The sequence below is a fragment of the Sphaerotilus sp. genome (genome assembly GCF_034519685.1).
Lineage (GTDB): Bacteria > Pseudomonadota > Gammaproteobacteria > Burkholderiales > Burkholderiaceae_C > Sphaerotilus.
In genome coordinates this window covers 2,096,654-2,119,109 of sequence record NZ_JAXHOF010000006.1, presented here as the reverse complement: position 1 = coordinate 2,119,109, position 22,456 = coordinate 2,096,654, and the positions used below count along the sequence as shown (strand labels likewise).

The following is a 22,456-nucleotide window of genomic DNA, read 5'->3' as shown; positions in this document are numbered from 1 at the left end:
ATGACGCAGACCCTGCCCGCCCGCCGACGCCTCTACCTGATGCGCCACGGCTCTGTCGACTACTTCCTCGACGACGGCACCCCGGTCCCGCCCGACACCGTGCCGCTCAACGCCACCGGCCGTGCGCAGGCCGATGCTGCGGGCGCGCTGTTCGCGGCGTCGGCGGTCACGTTCGACCGCGTGCTGGTCAGCGGCCTGCCGCGCACGCTCGAGACCGCGCAGCGTGTGCTCGCCGCTGCCAGCTCGGCGACGGCCATCGAGACCGAGCCGGCGCTGCAGGAGATCCGGCCGGGCCGCCTGTCCGACCTGCCCCGCGACCAGGTGCGCACCGCCTTCCTCGGGGCCTTCGAGGGCGGCACATCGCAGGCGGACGTGGAGTCGCACCGCTTCCTGGGCGGCGAAAGCGTGGGCGAACTGCTCGACCGCAGCCTGCCCGCCTGGGCGCAGTTCCTGATGCGCGACGACTGGGACTGCGCGCTGGTGGTGCTGCACGGCGGCGTGAACCGGGCGCTGCTGTCGAGCGCGCTGGCCGGCACGCGGGCCTTCTTCGGTCGGATCGAGCAGGCGCCGGCCTGCATCAATGTGCTCGACATCGGCGCCGACCATGTGGTCGTGCGCGCGATGAACCTGTCCCCCTCGCAGTGGCTCCACCACCGCGAGCGCCAGACGACGATGGAAAAGCTGCTCGCGCAGTACCTGCGCACGTGAACACCTGAGCACCTGAGAACTGGAACCCTGCCCGCATGACGACGCCCGTCCTGACCCCCGAAGAACGCCAGAACATCGAGTCCGGCTCCTGGTACGCGAAGCTCTCGCCCGCATTGCGCCAGGACATCCTGAACCGCACCATCATCCGCCGCTACCCGGACGGCGTGCAGGTCGCCACACGCGGCGCGCCGCCGGTGGACTGGGTGGGCGTGGCCAGCGGCGCCGTGCGGGTGAGTTCGGTGTCGCTGTCGGGCAAGCAGATCACGCTGACCTATGTCGAGCCGGGCACCTGGTTCGGCGACATCGCCCTGTTCGACGGCCTGCCGCGCACCCACGACGCCACCACCCACGGCCCGACCACGCTGCTGATCGTCCGCAAGCACGACTTCTTCGACCTGCTGTCGCGCCACGCCGAACTGGCCGAGGCGCTGCTGCGGCTGAACTGCCGGCGCATGCGGCTGATGTTCGCGTCCTTCGAGGATCTGAACACCAAGCCGCTGGCGGCCCGGCTCGCCAAGCAGGTGCTGACGCTGGCCCGCGCCTACGGCGTGCCGCACGGCGAGGAGACCCGCATCGGCCTGCAGCTCGCGCAGGAAGATCTGGCCCAGCTGGTCGGCGCCTCACGCCAGCGCGTCAACCAGGAGCTGAAGGGCTTCGAGCGCGAAGGCGCCGTGCGGGTCGAGCCGACACGGCTGGTCGTGCTCTCGCGCGACAAGCTGCTGGCGATCTCGGAACGCTGAACACCGCGCGCCGCGCCACCCCTTCCCAGGAGCACGCAGACATGGACCACCACGCCGCCGCCCAGTCCGGCACCCGCCCGGTCGCCGACGGGCAAGCCTTCGACGTCGCCGCCCTGGAGCGCTGGCTGGCCGAGCGCCTGCCGGGCTTCGCCGGGCCGCTGAGCGTCCGCCAGTTCAAGGGCGGACAGTCGAACCCGACCTACCAGCTCGAAACACCCGGCGCTCTCTACGTGATGCGCGCCAAGCCGGGGCCGGCGGCGAAGCTGCTGCCGTCCGCGCACGCCATCGAGCGCGAGTTCCGCGTGATGAATGCGCTGGCCGCAACCGACGTGTCCGTGGCGCGCATGCACCTGCTGTGCGAGGACGAGGGCGTCATCGGCCGGGCCTTCTACGTGATGGAGCATGTGGCCGGCCGGGTGCTGTGGGACCAGACGCTGCCGGACATGGACCGTGCCGAGCGTGGTGCGATCTACGACGAGATGAACCGCGTGATGGCCGCCCTGCACCGGGTCGATCCGGCGGCGATCGGGCTGGGCGACTACGGCCGGCCGGGCAGCTACTTCGAGCGCCAGACCGCACGCTGGAGCAAGCAGTATCTCGCCTCGGTCACCGAGCCGATCCCCGAGATGGACCGGCTGATCGGCTGGCTGCCCGCGCACCTGCCCGCCTACGCCCGCGACGACACGCAGGTCGCGATCGCCCACGGCGACTACCGGCTCGACAACCTGATGTTCCACCCGACCGAGCCGCGGGTGCTGGCCGTGCTGGACTGGGAGCTGTCGACGCTCGGCCACCCGATCGCCGATTTCAGCTACCACTGCATGGCCTGGCACATCCCGCCGGGCGTGTTCCGCGGCATCGGCGGGGCCGATCTGGACGCGCTGGGCATCCCGTCCGAGGAGGTCTACATCCGGCGCTACCTGGCCCGGGTCAACGCGGAGCGGACCGGCGGCCTGGATTTCGAGGCGCTGGCACCCGACTGGGACTACTACCTCGCCTACAACATGTTCCGCATCGCCGCGATCCTGCAAGGCATCGCGCGGCGGGTGGTGGACGGCACCGCGTCCAGCGCGCAGGCGCGGCAGGCCGGCGCCGGGGCACGGCCCATGGCGGAACTGGCCTGGAAACACGCCCGCAAGGCCGGGGCCTGAGGCGAGCGCCGACGTGCGGCGTCCTCAGACCGGGATGTCCGTGCGCGGACCGACACGCGACGGCATGCCCAGCGCCATCATGTCCGAGTCCATGGGGATCTCCATCACCGAGGGCTCGTCCAGCCGGGAGGTGTGCACCAGCCGGCCACTGGAAACCTCGCGCGCCACGGGCGTCGTCTTCGACATGAGCAGCCGAGCCGAAGCTGCTGCGGCATTGGCGAGGTTGCAGGCACCGTCCAGCATGGCCACCTCGGTCACCAGCGCCTCCGTGCGCAGGTAGACCCGCCCGCGCAGGGTCATCAGCACCAGCGGCGCATCGTCGCCCAGCCAGTTGTGGGCAGCGCGACTGACGCGGCTGAGCAGATCACCCTCCAGCCAGCGCTGGGCATGCGGGGGCGACGAGGACAGCATCACATAGCCCGCCACGGTCGACGGCACGGGCACACGCTCCAGCATCGACAGCCAGCGCACCTCCTCGGGCAGCGTCGTGTCGATGCCGGTCTGGTGGTCCTGCACCAGGGTCTGGTAGGCCTGGGAATCGAGGCGCTGGGCCAGCGAGCGCGACATCAGCAGCATCTCCAGCTGCTGCGGCAAGCCCGCCTCGATGCACACCCGCAACTCCTGGCCCGCGATATAGGCCCGCTTGGACGGACCCCATTCGAGCCGACCGCGGCGACCTTCCCATTCGAACTCGACCACACGCCCCTCGCCTCGCCGCACCCGCTTCAGCCGGTGCCCGCGGGCCTCGGCCCACCCGTCGAGCGCTTGCGGGTCGGAGTCTGTCGTCTCAGTGCGCGACCCCAGCAGTCGCTGAAGACGTTGCAGGGTTTTCATCATGGCGTTGACGTTGTCGTTGGGGCGGCGAAGACTCACCGATGCACCCATATCGACGACAGGCCGGAAAAACTGTAGCTGTTCACGCTACCAGCGTGATCTCCACCGACACCGTGAGCTGCTCCTGGCCCCCGCCGCTGCGCACCCCCCGCACCGGGGCACACGCCGCATAGTCGGGGCCGACGGCGATCTGGATGTGGCGCTCGTCCACCACGCAGCCATGCGTCACATCCAGCCCCAGCCAGCACCGCTCGGCCGGATCGAGACAGACCTGGGCCCAAGCGTGGCTGGCCAGCTCTGGCGCACCGGGGGCATGGAAATAGCCGCTCACATAGCGGGCCGGCAGGCCCACCGCCCGGCAGGCCGCGACCAGCACATGCGCCTGGTCCTGGCACACCCCGGCGCGGCCCTGCCACGCCTCGGCAGCGGTGGTGCTGGCCGAGGTGTGCCCAGGCCGGTAGAGCACCCGCTCCGCCACCATCGCCGCCAGCGCCAGCGCTTGCGCCCGGCGGTTGTCCGCACCACGGACGACCGTCTGCGCACTGCGGTGCAAGGCCTCGTCCGCGCGGGCCAGCCCCGAGGGCATGAGGTAGAGCCGCGGATCGGGCCCCAGCGGATCGGCCTGCAAGGGCGTCCCCAGCGTCTCGACAAGGCCCGTCGCCTCGCACTGGAGCCTGCGCGCACCGGCCCCCAGGGCCAGCACATGGCTGTGGTTGCCCCAGGCATCGGTCTGCGACTGCAGCGGTGTCGGGGAATGGAGCTGCCAGTGGTGGACGTGCTGGGTGTCGGTGTGGCGCGGCGTCAGGCACAGCGTCTGCACGGCGCTGCGCAGCGGCTGGGTGTAGCGGTAATGGGTGCGGTGGCGGATCTGATACTTCACACCCGCATCTTGCAAGACGCGCGCCAAACCGTCCGGCCTTCCGGACGGAAACCCGAGCACTTCACGCTGGATCAGAGGCCTGCGCCAACGGCTCCACCGTCACCGCCACCCGCGGCTCCGCACGGCCACCGCCACGGATCACGCCCCGCAATGGTGCGACATCGGCGTAATCGCGGCCCCAGGCCAGCGTCACATGGTCGGTGCCCGCGGGCACGGCGTTGGTCGGATCCAGCGCCACCCAGCCGTGCACCGGGCACCATACCGACACCCAGGCATGCGAGGCATCCGCGCCGATCAGCCGCGGCTGCCCCGGTGGGGGCCGGGTCAGCAGATAGCCGCTGACATAGCGTGCCGCCAGCCCGATCGAGCGCATTGCCCCGATCATCACGTGCGCAAAATCCTGGCAGACCCCCTGGCGCTGTGCCAAGGCCTCCGGCGCACGGGTATTGACCGAGGTCGCCAGCGGCTTGTAGGCGAAGTGCCGGAAGATGAGGTGCATCATCGCCAGCGCCCCGGCGATCAGCGGCGTGCCCGGCCGGAACACCAGCGCCGCGAAGCGCGCCAGCGAGGCCTCGCGCGGCGCATAGGCCGAGCCCAGCGTGAACTCCACCGCCTCGTCGAAGCCGGCACCCGGCCGGTAGCGCAGCCGCTCCGCGACGGCTTCCCAGGGCGGGCTGCGCTCCGGCTGCAGCACCGGCCGCGGCGCGATCTCCACCACGAAGCTGGACATCACCACCAGCCGGTCATGGACCCGCGAATGGGAAAAGCTCGCCCGGTGGTTGCCCCAGGGGTCGACGCTCTGGTGCACGCCCTGCGTCACCATGACCCGGGGATCGAAGGCGTCGGCATCAGCCTCCGCCTCGGCGTCCGCGACATCGGGCTGCGGCGCCACGGACAGCTGCCATTCGCAGACACGCTGCAGCGGGGTGTCGCGCGGCCGGAGGTGACCCAGGTGGTGGGCCAGTTCCACCGGCGCGTCGTAGGCGTAGCTGGTTTCATGCAGCACGCGCAGCGTGACTGCAGACCGGCGTGCAGGATCTGCGGTGTCAGTGTCAGTGTCAGTGTCGGTATCGGTGTCGATGTCTATTGCCATACGGTGCGATCGCCCGGTCCCACATGGGAGAACAGGTGGCGGCTGATTTCATTGGACAGGCCGAGCACGGCCGTGGAACAGCTCTGGAGTGCGGCCAGCAGCGCGGTGTAGCGCCCGGCGGCATCGCGGGAACTCAGGACTTCCAGTGACCAGTCCTCCGGCCGCGGCAGGGCCTGCACGATCTGTTCGGCCCACACGGGGTCGTGGCGCGCCAGCTTGCGCAGCCGCTCGCGCAGCGTGCGCGCGACCCAGGCCAGCGAGCGGGGGTTGTCCGTGTCCAGCACGACCAGGTGCAGCAGCGGCGGCACCTCGCGCCGGGCCTGGAACTGCGCCCGGTAGGTGATGGTCGAGTCGAACAGCCCGAGCAGCAGGGCAAAACCGTCGTCGCTCTCCGTCAGACCCGCCTTGAACCCGGTGGCCAGACCGTTGGCGAGCATGTCGAGCCGCTCGATCTGGCGCGCCACGCTCAGCAGGCGCCAGCCATCGTCGCGGGTCATGCGGTCGGTCTGGGCGCCGGTGATGGCCGCCAGATGCAATGCCGCCTGGTTCAGCACGCCCAGCACATCACTGAGCGGCTCATGCCCTTCGCGGGCCTCGATGGCGGTGAGCTGGCGCGGAAACAGCTCGCTCAGGTGCTTGATCAAGCCCCAGTGCTCGGTGGACAGCCGCTCGCGCAAGGCCTCGGCGCAACCGCGCAGCGCCTGCAGGTTGAAGGCCACGCTGGCGCCGGCCCGCGGGTCACCCATGGCGTGGATCAGCGTGCGCTCGAAGACACGCGCCGCCTGGCCGGAGGGATGCGCCGGCAGCGGCACGGCCGCCGGAATCATGCCGTGGCGCACCAGCAGCCCGTGCATGACCTGCAGCACGGCCGTGCTGCCGGCCGGCAGGGCCTCCAACGTCAGGCGCGCCAGGCGGACGGAGTTTTCGGCCCGCTCGGTGTAGCGGCCGAGCCAGAACAGGTTCTCCGCGGCACGGCTGGTGATGACGCGCCGCCAGTCCGCCAGCTCGGCCGGCTCCAGCGGCCGGGGCAGCAAGGTGGTGGCATCGACCTTGCCCTCGGTGAGCACCCAGGTGTCGGTGCTGGCGGAGCCGGACTGCATGGACAGGTAGGCATCGGTGCCACCGGCACCGGGCCCGTCCCCGTCACGCCGCTTGGCCACACGCGTCAGGCCGCCCGGCAGCACGCACCAGCCGCCCTCGCCGTCGGACATCGCATAGACCCGCACGACGACTGGCCGTGGCTCCAGCCGCCCGGCCCGCCACACGGGCAGCTCGGAGGGCCGGGCTGGCGCCATCAGCGTGTAGGCGGCCGGATCGGCGTCGATGCGGGCTTCCCACTGGCGCAGCGCCTCGCCGTCCAGCTCACTGGCCATCACGGGCGCGAAGCTCGTCGTCACCGCGCCGGGAGAGAAGGTCGGCACGATCACGAACTCGCGCAGCTTGCGCCGGTTGGCCGCCCAGACGCTGGCCTCGCCGCACCACCAGCTGGTGTGGGCCGGCAGCAGCAGCTCCTCGTCCAGCACCCGCCGGGCTACGCCCGGCCAGAACGCGCTCAGGCCCGGGCTTTCGAGCACACCCGCCCCCGGCGCATTCGCCACGACCACCTCACCCGCGCGCACCGCCTGCACCAGCCCGGGCACGCCCAGCGCCGAGTCGCCGCGCAGCTCCAGCGGATCGAGCCACTCGTCGTCCACCCGGCGCAGCAGCACGTGCACACGCTCCAGCCCGTGCAGCGTCTTCAGGTAGACCTTCTGGTGGCGCACGGTCAGGTCCGACCCTTCCACCAGCGTCACGCCAAGGTAGCGCGCCAGGAAGACATGCTCGAAGTAGGTCTCGTTGCGCGGACCCGGTGTCAGCAAGGCCACGCGCGAACGCTCTCCACCCGGACTGACACGCAGCAGCCCGTCCATCAAGGCGCGGAAGGCCGAAGCGATCCGCTGCACCTTGAGTTCCCGGAACGCCTCGGGAAACTGCTGGCCGATGATCAGCCGGTTCTCCAGCAGATAGCCCAAACCGGACGGCGCCTGCGAACGGTGGCCGACCACGCGCCACTGTCCGTCGGGCCGGCGTGCCAGATCGAAGGCCACCATCTGCAGCCAGTGCCCGCCCGCGGGCTTGACGCCATGCATCGGCCGCAGGTATTGCGGATGGGCCAGCACCAGCGAGGGCGGCAGGAAGCCGTCGTGCAGCAGATCCTGCGCGCCGTAGATGTCCGACAGCACGGCGTCCAGCAACCGTGCGCGCTGCTTCACGCCGGCCTCGATGCGGGTCCACTCCTGCGGGGTGATCAGCAGCGGCAGCAGCTCCAGCGGCCACGACCGCGCGCTGTCGCCACCCTCGGCGTAGACGTTGTAGGTCGCCCCGTCTTCGCGCACACGGCGCTGCACACGGGCCAGACGGGCCGCCAGATCCAGCCAGCCCTCGGTGCCGTTGACATTGAAAAAGCGTTTCCAGACCGGCGCCAGGTCGAGCGGACCGGCAGCGCCCGGGGAGCCGGTCAGGAAACCGCGCAGCTCGTCACGGTGCCCAGTAGTACCGTGCAAGGCAGAAGAGGCCGCCAACACGGCGGCCTCGGGCACTTCATCGGGGAGAAGACTCGATTGCATCGGTGCATCATGCACCGATGCCGGCTTTTCTGACATGCGGGACAGCCACAGTGGCGGACCCTGACCCGGATCAGCTCCGGCGCAGGTCCAGCGTGAAGGGGAACTCCAGACTGCGCTGCGCCACGCCCGGCACGACCTTGCCCGGGGTGTGGCCCATCGCGAAGAAGCGCGCCAGACGGCGGCTCTCGGCCTCGAACGAATTCACCGGGAAGGTGTCGTGGTTGCGTCCACCCGGATGCGCCACATGGTACTGGCAGCCGCCCAGCGAGCGGTTGTTCCAGGTGTCGACCAGGTCGAAGGTCAGCGGCGCGTGGACGCCGATGGTCGGGTGCAGCGCGGCCGGCGGCTGCCAGGCGCGGTAGCGCACCCCCGCCACGTACTCGCCCACCCGGCCGGTCGGCTGCAATGCCAGTGGCTCGCCGTTGACGGTGACCACATGGCGCGGATCGACCAGCCCGGTGACCAGCACCTCGATCCGCTCCAGCGACGAATCGACATAACGCACCGTGCCGCCGATCGCGCCCTCCTCGCCCATGACGTGCCACGGCTCCAGCGCGTTGCGCAGCGTCAGGTGCACACCGCGGGCCGACATCTCGCCCACCTTCGGGAAGCGGAACTCGAAGTGCGGCGCGAACCACTGTGCGTCGAAGGCATAGCCGTCCTGCTGCAGGTCGGCCATCACGTCGTCGAGGTCCATCTTCACGAACGTCGGCAGCAGGAAGCGGTCGTGCAGCTCGGTGCCCCAGCGCACCAGCGGCGCGCGGTACGGCTCCTTCCAGAAGCGGGCGATCAGCGTGCGCAGCAGCAACTGCTGCACGATCGACATGCGCGCATGCGGCGGCATCTCGAAGGCCCGCAGCTCCAGCAAGCCCAGCCGCCCCGTGGACGAGTCCGGCGAGTACAGCTTGTCGATGCAGAACTCGCTGCGGTGCGTGTTGCCGGTGACGTCGATCAGCACATTGCGCAGCGTGCGGTCCACCAGCCACGGCGGCATGTCCGTGCCGTAGATGGCCTTGTTGCGCTCGATCTCGGCCAGCGCGATTTCCAACTCATAGATCTGGTCGTTGCGGGCCTCGTCGACACGCGGCGCCTGGCTGGTCGGGCCGATGAACATGCCCGAGAACAGGTAGCTCAGGGACGGGTGGTTGTGCCAGTAGGTCAGCAGCGAGGCCAGCAGGTCCGGCCGGCGCAGGAACGGCGAGTCCGCCGGCGTGGCGCCGCCCATGACCATGTGGTTGCCGCCGCCGGTGCCGGTGTGGCGGCCGTCGAGCATGAACTTCTCGGTCGACAGGCGGGTCTTCCAGGCTGCGTCGTAGAGGAACTCGGTCTGCGCGACCAGATCGCGCCAGCTGTGGGCCGGGTGGATGTTAACCTCAATGACCCCCGGGTCCGGCGTGACCTGTAGCACCGTCAGGCGCGGGTCACGCGGTGGCGGGTAGCCTTCGAGGACGATCTGTACGCCCAGGTCTTCGGCGGTCGCCTCGACGGCGGCGAGCAGATCCAAGTAGTCGGCCAGATGCGCCAGCGGCGGCATGAAGACATAGAGCACGCCGGTCGCCTGGCCCACACCTTCGGCCTTCGGGCCATTGGCGCGGCGCGGGTCGCGTGCCTCGACGCACAGCGCGGTGCGCGTGATCCAGTGTGCGGACTCGAAGCGCTGCGGGTGGCGGGCCAGTTCCTCCGCGCTCAGTGCGGACAGCGGCGACAGCGCAGCAGCACGCGGCGCCACACCCGGACCGGTGCCTGTGTCGGCTACGAGGCTGGTGCCAGTGCCAGCACCACCGCCAATCCCCGACCCCGACCCGGAGCCGGAGCCCGAGCCGATATCACCGCCAACCCGTGCCCCGGCTCCATCCGCCCCGAACACATCACCGAAGGCATAGTCCCCTTCCGAGGGACCACCGCGCTGCAGCGCGACCGTGCCGCCTTCGGCAAAACCACCGCCGATGACGTGCGCGGCGTACTGGCTGCGCATCTGGGACGACGCCGGCAGCGCATCGCGCTGGGCGAACGGATCGTGGTCGATCTGGTACGGATAGTCCTTCTTGGCGACCCAGGGCAGCGAGTCCAGCGGCAGCCGGTAGCCCATCGGCGAGTCGCCGGGGATCAGGTACATGCGCTCGTCGCGGAAGAACCACGGGCCGGTGACCCAGCGCGGGCCGACCAGGCCGGGCGCGGCTTCCGGCTTGAGCGGCAGCACATAGCCGATCGGCGCCTCCAGCCCCTGCGCGAAGACCCGGCGCAGACGCACCCGCTCCAGCTCGTCCTCCAGCCGGCTGTCGAACGGGTCGACGTTGACCGGCAGGCGGCGTTCGCGCCACAGGTAGTACCAGGTGTCCTCGTGACCGGTCTGCACGAACTCGTCCGTCATGCCCAGCTTGGCGCTGAGCAGGCGGATGAAGCGCTGGGCATCCTCGGCGGTGTACTGGTGCGGGTCGCGCTCGTCGGCGAACAGCTCCGGGTTGTGCCAGCAGGGCTGGCCGTCCTTGCGCCAGTAGATCGACAGTGCCCAGCGTGGCAGCTGCTCGCCCGGGTACCACTTGCCCTGACCGAAATGCAGGAAACCACCCTGCCCGTACTCGTCGCGCAGCCGGCGCACCAGTTCCTGCGCGTACAGGCGCTTGGTCGGGCCGAGCGCGTCGGTGTTCCATTCAGCGCCGTCGCGGTCATCGACCGACACGAAGGTCGGCTCGCCGCCCATCGTCAGACGCACATCACCTGCGACCAGCTCTGCATCCACCGCTTCGCCCAGCGCCAGCATCTCGCCCCACTGGTCTTCGGTGTAGGGCTTGGTGACCCGCGGCGATTCCCAGATGCGCGTGACCCGCATCTCGTGGCTGAATTCGACCTCGCACTTGTCGACGGCACCACTGATCGGGGCCGCGCTCGACGGCTGCGGCGTGCAGGCCAGCGGGATGTGGCCTTCACCGGCCATCAAACCCGAGGTCGGGTCCAGACCGATCCAGCCACCGCCGGGCAGGTAGACCTCGCACCAGGCGTGCAAGTCGGTGAAATCGACTTCGGTGCCGCTCGGGCCGTCCAGCGCCTTCACGTCCGACTTCAGCTGGATCAGGTAGCCCGAGACAAAGCGCGCCGCCAGCCCCAGGTGGCGCAGCGTCTCCACCAGCAGCCAGCCCGAGTCGCGGCACGAGCCCGACTTCAGCGTCAGCGTCTCCTCTGGCGTCTGCACACCCGGCTCCAGCCGGATGCCGTACTGGATGTCGCTCTGCAGGCGCTGGTTCAGGCCGACCAGGAAGTCGATCGTGCGCACTTCCTTGCGGTCGATCGTGTCGAGAAACGCCTGGAAGGCGGGCGTGGCGGGTTCGGCGACGAGGTACGGCGCCAGTTCCTGCTTCAGACCGTCCTCATAGACGAAGGGGTAGTTCTCCGCGCTCGGCTCCAGGAAGAAGTCGAACGGGTTGTAGACCGACATCTCGGCCACCAGGTCGACGGTGACCTTGAACTGGCGCGTCGGCTCCGGGAAGACCAGGCGGCCGAGGTAGTTCGAGAACGGATCCTGCTGCCAGTTGATGAAGTGGGTCTCGGGCTCGACCCGCAGCGAATACGACAGGATCGGCGTGCGGCAGTGCGGCGCCGGGCGCAGGCGCACGATCTGTGGCGCCATGTTGACCAGGCGGTCGTAGGTGTAGTGGGTGACGTGACTGAGCGCGACGTGGATGGACACGGGAGAGTGCTTTCTTGTGGTCTGGATCAGTGAACGGCCACGAGGAAGTCGCGGCTGATGCCGGCCCCGAGGTCGCCGACGCGGTCGAGGAACTGCGTCAGGTAGGCGTGCAGGCCGGTCGACAGGATCTCGTCGATGCGGCCGAATTCCAGATCCGCATGCAAGCGCCCCGCGCGGCGCAGCGTCTCGGACGTGGCGTCCGGCGCCACCAGCTTCAGGTTGGCGACGACTTCCTGGGTGCAGGCCGCCAGCGAGCGCGGCATGTCCTGGCGCAGGATCAGCAGCTCGGCCACCTTCTCCGGCTGGATCACGTTGCGGTAGACCTTGCGGTAGACCTCGAAGCCGGACACCGAGCGCAGGATCGCCGACCAGTGGTAGAAGTCATATTCTTGGTCGCGGGCATCGGCGGCGCCGTAGAAGTCGCTCTCCACCGCATGGAACTTCACGTCCAGCAGACGCGCGGTGTTGTCGGCGCGCTCCAGGAAGGTGCCGATGCGCACGAAATGCAGCGACTCGTCCTGCAGCATGGTGCCGACCTGCACGCCGCGCGAGAGGTGCGAGCGGAACTTGACCCACTCGAACAGCGCGCTCGGGTCGCGCTCGAAGGTGTTCTCGCGCAGCAGGCGGTTGAATTCGAGCCAGGTCTGGTTGGTGGTTTCCCAGACTTCGGTCGTCAGCGCGCCGCGCACCGCACGGGCGTTCTCGCGCGCAGCCCGCAGGCAGCAGAAGATCGACGACGGGTTGCGCTCGTCGCGGACCATGTAGTCCATGACGCTCTTGGCGGTGACCTCGCCGTAGCGGCGGGCGAAGTCGCCGCTCAGCTCGGAGATGCTCAGCAGGCCACGCCAGCCCAGCTCCGAGACCGCCGTCGACTGTGGCAGCAGCGCGGTCTGGTAGTTGACGTCCAGCATGCGGGCGGTGTTCTCGGCGCGCTCCATGTAGCGCGACATCCAGAAGAGGTGATCAGCAGTTCTTGACAGCATTTGGTTCAGTCCTCCAGCACCCAGGTGTCCTTGGTGCCCCCGCCCTGCGAGGAATTGACAACGAGAGAGCCTTCCTTGAGCGCCACGCGCGTCAGGCCGCCGGCCACCATCTGCACCGACTTGCCCGACAGCACGAAGGGTCGCAGGTCAATGTGACGCGGTGCCACGCCCGATTCGACAAAGGTGGGACAGGTGGACAGGCTCAGGGTCGGCTGCGCGATGTAGTTGCTCGGGTTGGCGACGAGCTGTTCGCGGAAAGCGGCGATCTCGGCCTTGCTGGCGGCCGGGCCGACCAGCATGCCGTAGCCACCGGCACCGTGCACCTCCTTGACCACCAGCTCGTCCAGGTGGTCGAGCACGTACTTGTAGTCGTCGGCCTCGCGGCAGAGGTAGGTCGGCACGTTGTTGAGGATCGGCTTCTCGCCCAGGTAGAACTCGATCATCTTGGGCACATAGGCGTAGATCGACTTGTCGTCGGCCACGCCGGTGCCGACCGCGTTCGACAGCGTCACGTTGCCCGCGCGGTAGACCGACAGCAGCCCCGGACAGCCCAGCGAAGAATCCGGCCGGAAGACCAGCGGATCGAGGAAGTCGTCGTCCAGCCGGCGGTAGATCACGTCCACCCGCTTCGGGCCGCGCGTGGTGCGCATGAAGACGAAGTTGTCCTTGACGAACAGATCCTGCCCCTCGACCAGCTCGACGCCCATCTGCTGCGCCAGGAAGGCGTGCTCGAAGTAGGCCGAGTTGTACATGCCAGGGGTCAGCACGACCACCGTCGGGTCGTTGACGCCGTTCGGGGCCACCTCGCGCAGCGTTTCCAGCAGCAGGTCGGGGTAATGCGCGACCGGGGCGATGCGGTGGCCGGCAAACAGGTCCGGGAACAGCCGCATCATCATCTTGCGGTTCTCGAGCATGTAGCTCACGCCGCTGGGCACGCGCAGGTTGTCTTCCAGCACGTAATACTGGCCACTGCCGTCCGGGTTGGCTGCACGCACGATGTCGATGCCGGAGATGTGCGAGTACACGCCCCCCGGGACATCGACACCGATCATCTCGGGCCGGAACTGGGCGTTGGAGAGAATCTGGTCGGCCGGCACGATGCCGGCCTTGACGATTTCCTGTCCGTGGTAGACGTCATGGATGAAGCGGTTGAGCGCGGTGACCCGCTGCTTCAGGCCCTTTTCCATCTCGCGCCATTCATGGGCGGGAATGACCCGGGGGATCAGGTCGAAGGGGATGAGCCGCTCGGTGCCTTCGCCGGAATCCTTGTCGCCGTAGACGGCAAACGTGATCCCGACCCGCCGGAAGATCATTTCGGCCTCTTCGCGCCGGGCATGCATCACCTCGCGCGGCTGCTGGGCCAGCCAGCGCTCATAGGCCCGATAGTGTTCCCGCACCGAAGTGCCGGTGGCATTCATTTCGTCGAACATCGGTCTCATGGGGGTGGTGGTTGATCGTTGAACACTGTCATGAAAGGCTTAGCAATATCAGGGCCATCGTCCGCTCGGGGGACCGCGTCATGCACGTGCCAGTAGCGAACGCGCTGATTTCGTGCGCACCAATGTGAACCATCGGCACTGCGCCAGTGCCATGCACCACATTGGGTTGTCTGGATCACCGCGATGCCCTGGGCGTCATAACGCGCCATCGCACCGGACGCCGGGTGACCGTAGCGGTTGTGGCGACCTGCCTGCACGATAGCCCAGGTCGGCCGCACGGAATTGAGAAAATGCAAACTGGACGACGATCCGCTGCCATGGTGCGGCACCAGCAGCACGTCGGCCCGCAGACGTTCGGGCTGGCGGATGACCAGCCTCAGCTCCTGGTCCAGGCCGATGTCGCCGGTCAGCAGCAGCACCCGGCCGCTGGCGGAGGCCACGCGCAACACACAGGACACCGCGTTCGGCCGCAGCACGGCCACCGCCGGCCGGTCGTGGTCTGCCGCGTCCGGGTGCAGCAGCTCGAACTGCACGCCGTCCCGGACCCAGCGTGTGCCCGCGGTGCAGCGCTGGTGGGGCGCACGCTGGCGCAGCGTATGTCCGGGCTCCAGCGAACTCTGCACCAGCCCGACCGGGAGGGCGTCCAGCACGGCCTGCGCCCCGCCGCTGTGGTCGCTGTCCCGGTGGCTGATGACCAGTGTATCGAGCCGGCGCACGCCCAGCGCCTGCAGCAGCGGCACCAGCACCCGCTCGCCCGCGTTGCCCGCTTCACCGTGGCGCCCGTAGGCGGGACCGGTGTCGTAGAGGAGATGGTGGCGGGCCGTGCGCACCAGCACCGCATTGCCTTGGCCCACATCCGCCGCCAGCAGCTCGAACTCGCCCGCAGGCGGCACCGGCAGCGCCGGCCACAGCATCGGCAGCAGCAGCGGCAGCCCCGCCAGCCGCACCCACACCGGCAGCGGCGCCACCAGCAAGGCACCGGCCGCCACGCCCATGCCCTGCGCCCACCACGGTGCGGCCGGCAGATGCACGCTCGCCCAGGGCCACGCCGCCATCGCCTCCAGCACCTGCATCAGCCCTTCGATGACGGGAATCGCCAGCGGCCAGGCCAGTGACGCCACCAGCCCGAGCAAGGCCAGCGGCGTGATCAGCAGCGTCACCACCGGGATCGCCACGGCATTGGCCAGCAGCGAGACCAGCGACACCTGCTGGAAGAAGAGCAATGTCCACGGCGCCAGGCCCACCGTGGCGATCCACTGGGTTTGCCAGAGCTGGCGCAGCTGGATCCAGGCAGCCGCCCACCAGCCGCCGCGCGGCATCTGGTCAGGCGGCGGATCCCCGCCCAGCATCAGCAGCGCCACCGCCACGAAGGACAGCCAGAACCCGGCCTGCAGCATCGCCCACGGATCCCAGAGCACCACGGCCGCCGCCGCGACCAGCAGGATGTGCCCGCCCGGCCCGCGCCGCGCACCGCTGCGCAGCAGCACGACGATGGCCAGCATCAGCACGGTGCGCTGCGCGGGCACGCCCCAGCCCGCCAGCAACGCATACCCCACGGCCACGGCCAACCCGCCCCAGCGGGCCACCACCGGCGCGGGCAACCACAGCAACCAGGCCGCGCGCAGACGCCAGCACCAACCGATCACGACACCCCCCAGCCAGCCCAGCAAGGTGACATGCAGGCCGCTGATCGACACCAGATGCGCCACACCCGTGCTGCGGAACACGGCCCAGTCCGCGCGCTCGATCGCCGCCTGGTCACCGACACTGAGGGCGGCCAGCAGTCCGGCGGCTGGCGTGTCCCCCAGCTGCTGGCGCAGACGGTCGCGCAGATCCTGGCGCAGGCGGTCCACCGGGGCACGGCCGGTGTCGTCCAGCAGCACCGCCGCCTGTCCTGCACGCGTCTGCACCGTACCGACCGCCCCCACGCCGCGCTCGAACAGCGCCAGCACCGCGTCGAAGCCGTGGGGGTTGACGGGCCCGTCCAGCCGCTTCAGGCGCACCGCCAGACGCCAGCGCTGACCCGCCCGTGGCATGGTCTCGGCCGTGAAGCCTGCGGATTCCGCAGCCGGATACCAGGCCAGACGCACATGCCGCGGCACACCGGCCGGAGCGGCCTGCGCGCCCTGGTCGACCAGGAGATCGAAGCGCACGCTGTCCGGGCGCCATTGGGGCAGGCCCGACACCACGCCGGTCACCCAGATCGTGTGCATCTCCAGCCGGAGGTCGAGCCGGTCCGCGAGTCGCTGCTGCGCCCGCCAGTCCGTGACCGCCCAGGCCAGACAGGCCGCGGACAAGGCGAAGCAGAGGCCCCCCACACGGGGCCGACGGCCGGGCCGGGCAACCCCCGTGGCGCCCGCCACACCAGCCACCACCGCCAGCACCAGCGCCACCAGACGCCATACCCCGTCGGCCAGCGTCGCCTGCTGCAACTGCAGGGCAGTGCCGAGCAGACAGCCAGCCGCCGTCCACTGCCACCACTCCCCTCGTCCGCTGCGCAGCGCCCCCACCATCGCCTCCCCTCGACCCACCGTTTCCGGCCAGTGTAGGATTCCCGACGCTACATGCCCTGTGCAGTGCGGTTTTTTTCACATCAGGATCTTCCATGCGCATCCAGCAACGACTCCAGGACCTGGGCATCACCCTGCCGCCCGTGGCCATCCCGGCCGCCGCCTATGTGCCCTTCGTGCAGACCGGCTCGCTGGTCTTCCTCTCCGGACACATCGCCAAGCGGGACGGCCAGCCCTGGGTCGGCCAGCTCGGCAAGACCATGGGCACCGAGGAAGGCCAGCAGGCCGCCCGGGCCATCGCCATCGACCTGCTCGGCACGCTGCAGGCGGCGGTCGGCGATCTGGACCGCGTGCGCCGCATCGTCAAGGTGATGAGCCTGGTCAACAGCACGGCCGACTACACCGAACAGCACCTGGTCACCAACGGTGCCTCGCAGCTCTTCGCCCAGGTCTTCGGTGACCAGATCGGCGCACATGCCCGCAGCGCCTTCGGCGTGGCGCAGATCCCGCTGGGCGCCTGTGTCGAGATCGAGCTGATCGCCGAGATCGGTGACCTCGGCGACAACAGCCCCCCCACCGCATGAGTGCAACCACCTGGCTGCAGCACCATGCCCGCACGGCGCTGGTGCTGATCGCGCTGACGTGTCTGGCCAGCGTGGGCGGGGCACTGTATGCGCAGCACGTCTGGGGGATGGAGCCCTGCCCGTGGTGCATCCTGCAGCGGGTGCTGTACCTGGCCATCGCGTGCGTGGCGCTGCTGGCCGCCGCGCTGCCGACCGGCAGCGCGGGACGGATCTCGACCGCCCTGTCAGCGGGGCTGGTCGTGGCAATCGGGCTGGCAGGCACGGCCGCCGCGCTGTACCAGTACCTGGTGGCCGCCAAGCTGCCCTCCTGTGACCTGACATTGGCCGACCGCATCGTCTCCGGCCTGGGGCTCGATGCCTGGCAGCCCGAGGTGTTCGAAGTGCGTGCTTCGTGTGCCGATGCGGCCGTGGCGCTGCTGGGTGTGCCGTTCGAGCTGTGGAGCGCGGTGCTGTTCGGCCTCGTGGCGGGGCTGGCGGCGTGGATCGTGCGTGCAGCCCTGCTCAGGCCGGACTCACGGAATGGCTGAAAATGTGTGAAATACTAGGCAATATCATCCGAAAGTGCCTGATTTTTCGCCATCCATGCCATTGTTCATGCTGATTCCACTCTCCATCCCCTGTCTGCCGGGGCTCGCCCCCGGGGGGAGCGTCACGCAGGCGCGGGGCCTTGCCGGGCCTGTGACTGGGGCCTAATGGCGCCATGAGCGAGCAGGAGCAAGTCAGGGCACTGGCCCAGGAACAGGCCGAGCGTGTCGTGCAGCGCCTGATGCGGCGCTACAGCGCCGACACCCACCGTCCCGTGCCCGCGTCCGCGCAGGACGGGGCCTTCCGTGACTGGCTGGGACTGGCCAGCGGCATGCCGCCGGCCGAGTTGAGCCGGGCCACGGTCGAACAGGTCGACACCCGCCTGATTCCCCTCGACAGCAGCCGCCAGCGCCTGTGCGTGGCGCTGCGGGCGGCCGATGGCGCGCTGGCGCTGGTGCTGGCCGACCCGTTCGACCGCGACCACCGCCTGTGGCTGGAAGCACGCCTGCGCGACGCCGGCCACCCGCGCACCCGCTGGTATGTCACGCCGGTGCAGGCCCTGCTCGGGTTCGTCGACCGCATCGAGCAGACCCGCCTGGCCGACGAGGCCCGCCACACCGGCGTGCAGCGGGCCGGGCACGACTCGCCCGCCGAATCCACTGCCCTGCGCCACATCAACGGCGTGCTGCGCCAGGCGCTGAGCGCGCGTGCGACCCACCTCCACTGGCTGCAGGCCAGTGCCCACGCCGGTGACAGGACCGAGGGACACTGGCGGATGCGTGTCGAGGGCGTGCTGCGCGGCGTTCCGGCGCAGGGGGAGATGCTGGCCCATGCCCTGCCCTTCGACACCGTGTTCGAGGCACTGCAGGCCGCTGCCACACGCGACGGCCACCTGCCCGTCGTCCACGCAGGGCGGCAGTCGACGGCCCGGATCACGGTGCTGTCGCGCGTGACCGCCCGCGGCGACACCGAACGGGCGGCCGTGCTGCACCTGCCCAGCCCACCAGCGGCAGAACACCCCCCCTCCCTCGACGACCTGGGGCATGACGCCACCACCGTCGCCCGGCTGCGCAGCGCCCTCCAGCAGGCCCACGGCGTGTCGCTGGTGGTGTCGCCGCGCGGCGCCGGCAAATCGCAGACCTTGCACGCCATCGCCCGGGAACTGGGCGACACCGGCCAGCGGGTGCTGCTGCTGACACGGCCTTCGGCAGCCGAACTCGCCACGGCACTGGCGCAAGACCCCGACCGGCTCCTCATCGAGGATGCCCGGGAGGCCGATGCCCTGGCGCTGCTGGCAGACGAGGCGCTGCAGGGGCGTCCGATCGTGCTCGGCCTCACGGCACCAGACCCCTGGTCGGCGCTGGTGCGGCTGGAACGCCTGGGCTGGCCGGTGGCGCTGGTGGCCAGCGTGCTGCGCGGTGTGCTGGTGCAGAACCTCCTGCGCCTGAACTGCCCGGCGTGCAGCCGTCCGGTGCCGCCCGCACGCGCCGGCCAGCCGCCTTCCGTGCGTGGCAGCGGTTGCCCGGAGTGCGACCACACCGGTCAGGTCGGCCGACAGGTCATCAGCCAATGGCTGGCGCTGACCCCGGTGCTGGCCGATCTGCTCGTCACACGCGCCACACCGCAGGCCTGGAACGCCGCCGCGGCCCATGAGGGCTACAGCGGCCTGCAGGACGCCGCCCGGGACTGGGTCATCGCCGGGCTCGTCTCGCGGGAGGAAGCTCGACGTGTCACTGCGATGGCGGTCTGAGCTGCTGCTGGAATTGCGCATGCGGGGCTGCCAGGCGCAGCTGCTCGGCGCTGGCTGGACGCTGCAGAGCCAGGCCTCGGCCAGCGCAGGCGGCAGTGGCGGCAGCGCACTGTCGGCCGCGCTGGCGGCCCTGCGGCTGGCCGATGTGGACACGCTGCCGTCGATTGCCCGCCTGCGGGTCGCCGACGAATATGTGCTGCACCGGCTGATCGAGGGCGATGGTCCGCGCGCGGCCATGCTCGCCCAGGCCCGTGTCCGCTTCGACCAGGCGCTCGGTCCGGGAGACCGCCACATCATGCTGCTGCCGCTGGGACGCCGACGCCACCGCTGGCTGGCCAGCGCCGTGAACGCCAGCGATCTGGCCGCCTGGACCGACGCCCTGGCCCAGGCCGGCGTGCACCTGGAGGACATGCAGCCCATGCTGTTCGACGACTGGCAGCGGCTGCGTGGCCAGATCCGCGACGAGGACGCCGTGCTGGCACTGCTGCGCGACGAGGGCGCGACGCTGATCCGGCTGATCGACGGCCTGCCGGTCGATCTGCTCTGGGAGCGCTTCGATCCGGGGGATGCGGCCACGCTGGACCGCCGGCTGCGCGCCTTTGCGCGCACGCCGCAGGGCCGAAGCCTGCGTCCGGCGTGGGCGCAGACCGACCATTCCGACGCCACACGCCCCCTCGCCGAGCCGGTGCAGGCCATCTACCTGCTGCCGGAAAGCAAGACGCTGTGCCGCTACGTATGGGACCGCGACGCGGGCCGGGGCAGCACCGACGCCGCCTGAGCCGCAGCCGCAGGCGGGCCGGACGGCGTGTCCCCGTCGGCGCCGGCCAGGTGCATCCCGACCTGCACCCGCAGCCCCCCCAGCTCCGGAGAGCGGTCCACCTCGATGGTCAGCTGCAGCGCCGAGGCAATGCGGCGCACGATGGACCAGCCCAGTCCGCTGCCCGGGCGCTCATTGCCAAGTGCCCGGAAAAAGCGCTCACCCAGCCGGGCCAGATGCTCCGGTGGCAGGCCGGGGCCGCTGTCCTCGACCACCAGCCGCACCCAGTCCGGCATCACCGGCACCACCGAGACCCGCACCGTCGCCCCGCGCGGGCTGTAGCGCAGCGCGTTGTCGATGAGATTGCGCAGCAGCACCGCCAGCAGCGTCGGCTCGGCCCGCACCTGCAGCCAGCCTTCTTCCTCGGGCGCCTCCAGCTGCAGCTCCTGGCCTTCCTCGAAGGCCCCCGAGGCGCTCTCGACCACCTCGTCGCGGGCCAGCACCACCAGATCGACCAGACCCGGGCGGGACTGCGGCTCGGCCTCCAGGCGGGCCAGCGTCAGCAGCTGCTGCACCAGGCGGGTGGCCCGGTCGCAGCCGACCAGCGTCGCCTGCAGGGCATGGCGGCGCGCAGCCGGATCGTGCACAGCCAGTGCCGCCTGCGCCTGGGCACGGATGCCGGCGATCGGGGTGCGCAGTTCATGGGCCGCGTCGGCCGTGAAACGTCGCTCGGAGGCCAGCAGCGCGGTGGTCCGCTCGAACAGCTCATTGAGCGCCCGGACCAGGGGCAGCAACTCGGTGGGGGCGTCGTGCATCTGGATGGGGTCGAGCGCGGCCGGATCACGGCCCGCCAGTTCCTTGCCCAGCCGGTCCAGCGGCACCAGACCGAGCCGCACCGCCCACCACACGCTCAGCCCCAGCAGCGGCAAGGCCACCAGCAGCGGCAGCAGCGAACTGCGCAGCACCGCCTGGAGGATCTCGGCCCGCGAATAGCTCAGCTCACCGACCAGCACGATCACATCGGACTTGGCCGGTCGCACCGCGAACACGCGCCAGTCCCGCCCTGCCAGGCGTGAGGCGTGGAAGCCGGGCTGCAGCGGAGCCAGGGGCTCGGCCGGGGCGTTCCAGGAATGCAGATCCAGCTGACCCGCCCGCCAGACCTGGAACGCCACCCGGGGCGAATACCGGTGCAGGTTGTTGGCAGGAGGCAGCAGCACCTCACCGCCGTCCTGCAGCTGCAGGGCCACCAGCAGCGCCGCGGACTGCGCCAGATGGCCGTCGAGCAGGTCGTCGAGTTCGCGGCGCGTGTCGGCCCAGGCGAGCACCGCCGCCAGCAGCCAGAGCAGCGACACACCCGCCAGCACCCGGCGCAGCAGCCGCGTGCGCAGCGAGCTGCTGGCAACGCGGGCCGTCACAGGGAGGCGAAGCTGCTGTCCGAGCCGGTGTCGGAGGGCGCTGGGCTGGACTGCGCCGCGAACGCATAGCCGACGCCCCGCACCGTGCGGATGCGGTGGGAGCCGAGCTTGCGCCGCAGGTGGTGCACATGCACCTCGATGGTGTTGCTGCCGACTTCCTCGCCCCAGCCGTAGAGGTGGTTCTCGAGCTGCTCGCGCGTCAGCACCCGCCCCGGGCGCAGCATCAGCACATGGAGCAGGCTGAACTCGCGGCTGGAGAGCTTGACGATCTCGCTGTCGACCCAGACTTCGCGGGACGCCGGCTGCAGGTCGACACCGTTGCAGCTCAGCCGGTCCTGCGCCTGCCCATGCGAGCGGCGCACCAGCGCACGCAGCCGCGCCGCCAGTTCGTGCAGGTCCACGGGCTTGACCACATAGTCGTCGGCCCCCAGGTCCAGCGCCTGGATGCGCTGGGGCACGGCGTCCCGCGCCGTCAGCACCAGCACCGGCGTGGCCACACCGCGGGTGCGCAGGTTCTGCAGCACGTCCATCCCGTCGACACGGGGCAGGCCCAGGTCCAGGATCGCTGCGGTGTAGGTCTGGTTCAGCAGTTCGCGCTCGGCGGCCACGCCGTCCCGAACCCAGTCCACCTGGAACCCCAGGGCCTTGAGCCCGGCGCGCAGACCATCGCCCAGCAAGGGGTCGTCTTCTGCCAGCAGCAATCGCATGATATGAAAATATCCCTCAGTCAATGCCCCGATCGTAACGGCTGGGGATGAAGCCCGCCTTAGACCCATCCCATTACACACAAGTCTGT

Annotated in this window: 17 protein-coding genes; 7 read left to right on the top strand and 10 right to left on the bottom strand. The window is 70.1% G+C overall.

The window, feature by feature from the left end; translation table 11 throughout:
• From U5O44_RS20565 to U5O44_RS20555, 3 genes are read left to right on the top strand one after another with little or no spacing between them, the layout of a single operon-like run.
• Positions 1 to 708 (top strand): histidine phosphatase family protein, encoded by a 708-nt coding sequence (locus U5O44_RS20565; RefSeq protein WP_322590245.1) that lies wholly within the window; start codon positions 1 to 3, stop codon positions 706 to 708.
• A gap of 35 nt (positions 709 to 743) precedes the next feature.
• On the top strand, positions 744 to 1,448 hold the full coding sequence (locus U5O44_RS20560; RefSeq protein WP_322590244.1) for a Crp/Fnr family transcriptional regulator: 705 nt from the start codon (positions 744 to 746) through the stop codon (positions 1,446 to 1,448).
• 41 nt (positions 1,449 to 1,489) lie between these two features.
• On the top strand, positions 1,490 to 2,599 hold the full coding sequence (locus U5O44_RS20555; RefSeq protein ID WP_322590243.1) for a phosphotransferase: 1,110 nt from the start codon (positions 1,490 to 1,492) through the stop codon (positions 2,597 to 2,599).
• Between the two features lie 24 nt (positions 2,600 to 2,623).
• Here U5O44_RS20555 and U5O44_RS20550 read toward each other — a convergent pair whose 3' ends face one another.
• The 8 genes from U5O44_RS20550 to U5O44_RS20515 form a co-directional block, all read right to left on the bottom strand.
• Entirely contained in the window at positions 2,624 to 3,472 is an 849-nt protein-coding gene (locus U5O44_RS20550) for a hypothetical protein (RefSeq protein ID WP_322590242.1), read from the bottom strand.
• 43 nt (positions 3,473 to 3,515) lie between these two features.
• Positions 3,516 to 4,313, bottom strand: coding sequence for a transglutaminase family protein (locus tag U5O44_RS20545; RefSeq protein ID WP_322590241.1), 798 nt, complete (start codon positions 4,311 to 4,313; stop codon positions 3,516 to 3,518).
• Between the two features lie 61 nt (positions 4,314 to 4,374).
• The gene (locus U5O44_RS20540) at positions 4,375 to 5,406 is read right to left on the bottom strand and encodes a transglutaminase family protein (RefSeq protein ID WP_322590240.1); all 1,032 of its coding nucleotides are present in this window, start codon (positions 5,404 to 5,406) and stop codon (positions 4,375 to 4,377) included.
• Entirely contained in the window at positions 5,397 to 8,048 is a 2,652-nt protein-coding gene (locus U5O44_RS20535; RefSeq protein WP_416222205.1) for a circularly permuted type 2 ATP-grasp protein, read from the bottom strand. The genes U5O44_RS20540 and U5O44_RS20535 overlap by 10 nt, the downstream gene beginning before the upstream one ends.
• A 34-nt stretch (positions 8,049 to 8,082) precedes the next feature.
• Positions 8,083 to 11,697 (bottom strand): transglutaminase family protein, encoded by a 3,615-nt coding sequence (locus tag U5O44_RS20530; RefSeq protein WP_322590238.1) that lies wholly within the window; start codon positions 11,695 to 11,697, stop codon positions 8,083 to 8,085.
• Positions 11,698 to 11,723: 26 nt separating this feature from the next.
• Positions 11,724 to 12,680, bottom strand: a complete 957-nt coding sequence (locus tag U5O44_RS20525) for an alpha-E domain-containing protein (protein WP_322590237.1) — start codon at positions 12,678 to 12,680, stop codon at positions 11,724 to 11,726.
• Between the two features lie 5 nt (positions 12,681 to 12,685).
• On the bottom strand, positions 12,686 to 14,119 hold the full coding sequence (locus U5O44_RS20520) for a circularly permuted type 2 ATP-grasp protein (protein WP_322590236.1): 1,434 nt from the start codon (positions 14,117 to 14,119) through the stop codon (positions 12,686 to 12,688).
• Positions 14,116 to 16,629 carry a DNA internalization-related competence protein ComEC/Rec2 gene (locus U5O44_RS20515; RefSeq protein ID WP_322590235.1) on the bottom strand — a complete coding sequence of 838 codons (2,514 nt, stop codon included), beginning with the start codon at positions 16,627 to 16,629 and terminating at the stop codon, positions 14,116 to 14,118. Before U5O44_RS20515 ends, U5O44_RS20520 begins: the two co-directional genes overlap by 4 nt.
• A gap of 95 nt (positions 16,630 to 16,724) precedes the next feature.
• On the opposite strand from U5O44_RS20515, the gene U5O44_RS20510 reads away from it, so the two are divergent.
• The 4 genes from U5O44_RS20510 (at position 16,725) to U5O44_RS20495 (ending at position 20,266) form a co-directional block, all read left to right on the top strand.
• Positions 16,725 to 17,213 carry a RidA family protein gene (locus tag U5O44_RS20510; RefSeq protein ID WP_322590234.1) on the top strand — a complete coding sequence of 163 codons (489 nt, stop codon included), beginning with the start codon at positions 16,725 to 16,727 and terminating at the stop codon, positions 17,211 to 17,213.
• On the top strand, positions 17,210 to 17,740 hold the full coding sequence (locus U5O44_RS20505) for a disulfide bond formation protein B (RefSeq protein ID WP_322590233.1): 531 nt from the start codon (positions 17,210 to 17,212) through the stop codon (positions 17,738 to 17,740). The genes U5O44_RS20510 and U5O44_RS20505 overlap by 4 nt, the downstream gene beginning before the upstream one ends.
• 173 nt (positions 17,741 to 17,913) lie before the next feature.
• Positions 17,914 to 19,488 carry an ATPase, T2SS/T4P/T4SS family gene (locus tag U5O44_RS20500; protein WP_322590232.1) on the top strand — a complete coding sequence of 525 codons (1,575 nt, stop codon included), beginning with the start codon at positions 17,914 to 17,916 and terminating at the stop codon, positions 19,486 to 19,488.
• Positions 19,466 to 20,266: a hypothetical protein gene (locus U5O44_RS20495; protein WP_322590231.1), complete on the top strand. Its 801-nt coding sequence runs from the start codon at positions 19,466 to 19,468 to the stop codon at positions 20,264 to 20,266. The genes U5O44_RS20500 and U5O44_RS20495 overlap by 23 nt, the downstream gene beginning before the upstream one ends.
• Here U5O44_RS20495 and U5O44_RS20490 read toward each other — a convergent pair.
• Positions 20,218 to 21,660 carry an ATP-binding protein gene (locus U5O44_RS20490; protein WP_322590230.1) on the bottom strand — a complete coding sequence of 481 codons (1,443 nt, stop codon included), beginning with the start codon at positions 21,658 to 21,660 and terminating at the stop codon, positions 20,218 to 20,220. The two genes, U5O44_RS20495 and U5O44_RS20490, sit on opposite strands and share 49 nt — an antisense overlap.
• Positions 21,657 to 22,367: a response regulator gene (locus U5O44_RS20485; RefSeq protein ID WP_322590229.1), complete on the bottom strand. Its 711-nt coding sequence runs from the start codon at positions 22,365 to 22,367 to the stop codon at positions 21,657 to 21,659. Before U5O44_RS20485 ends, U5O44_RS20490 begins: the two co-directional genes overlap by 4 nt.
• Between the last annotated feature and the right edge of the window lie 89 nt (positions 22,368 to 22,456).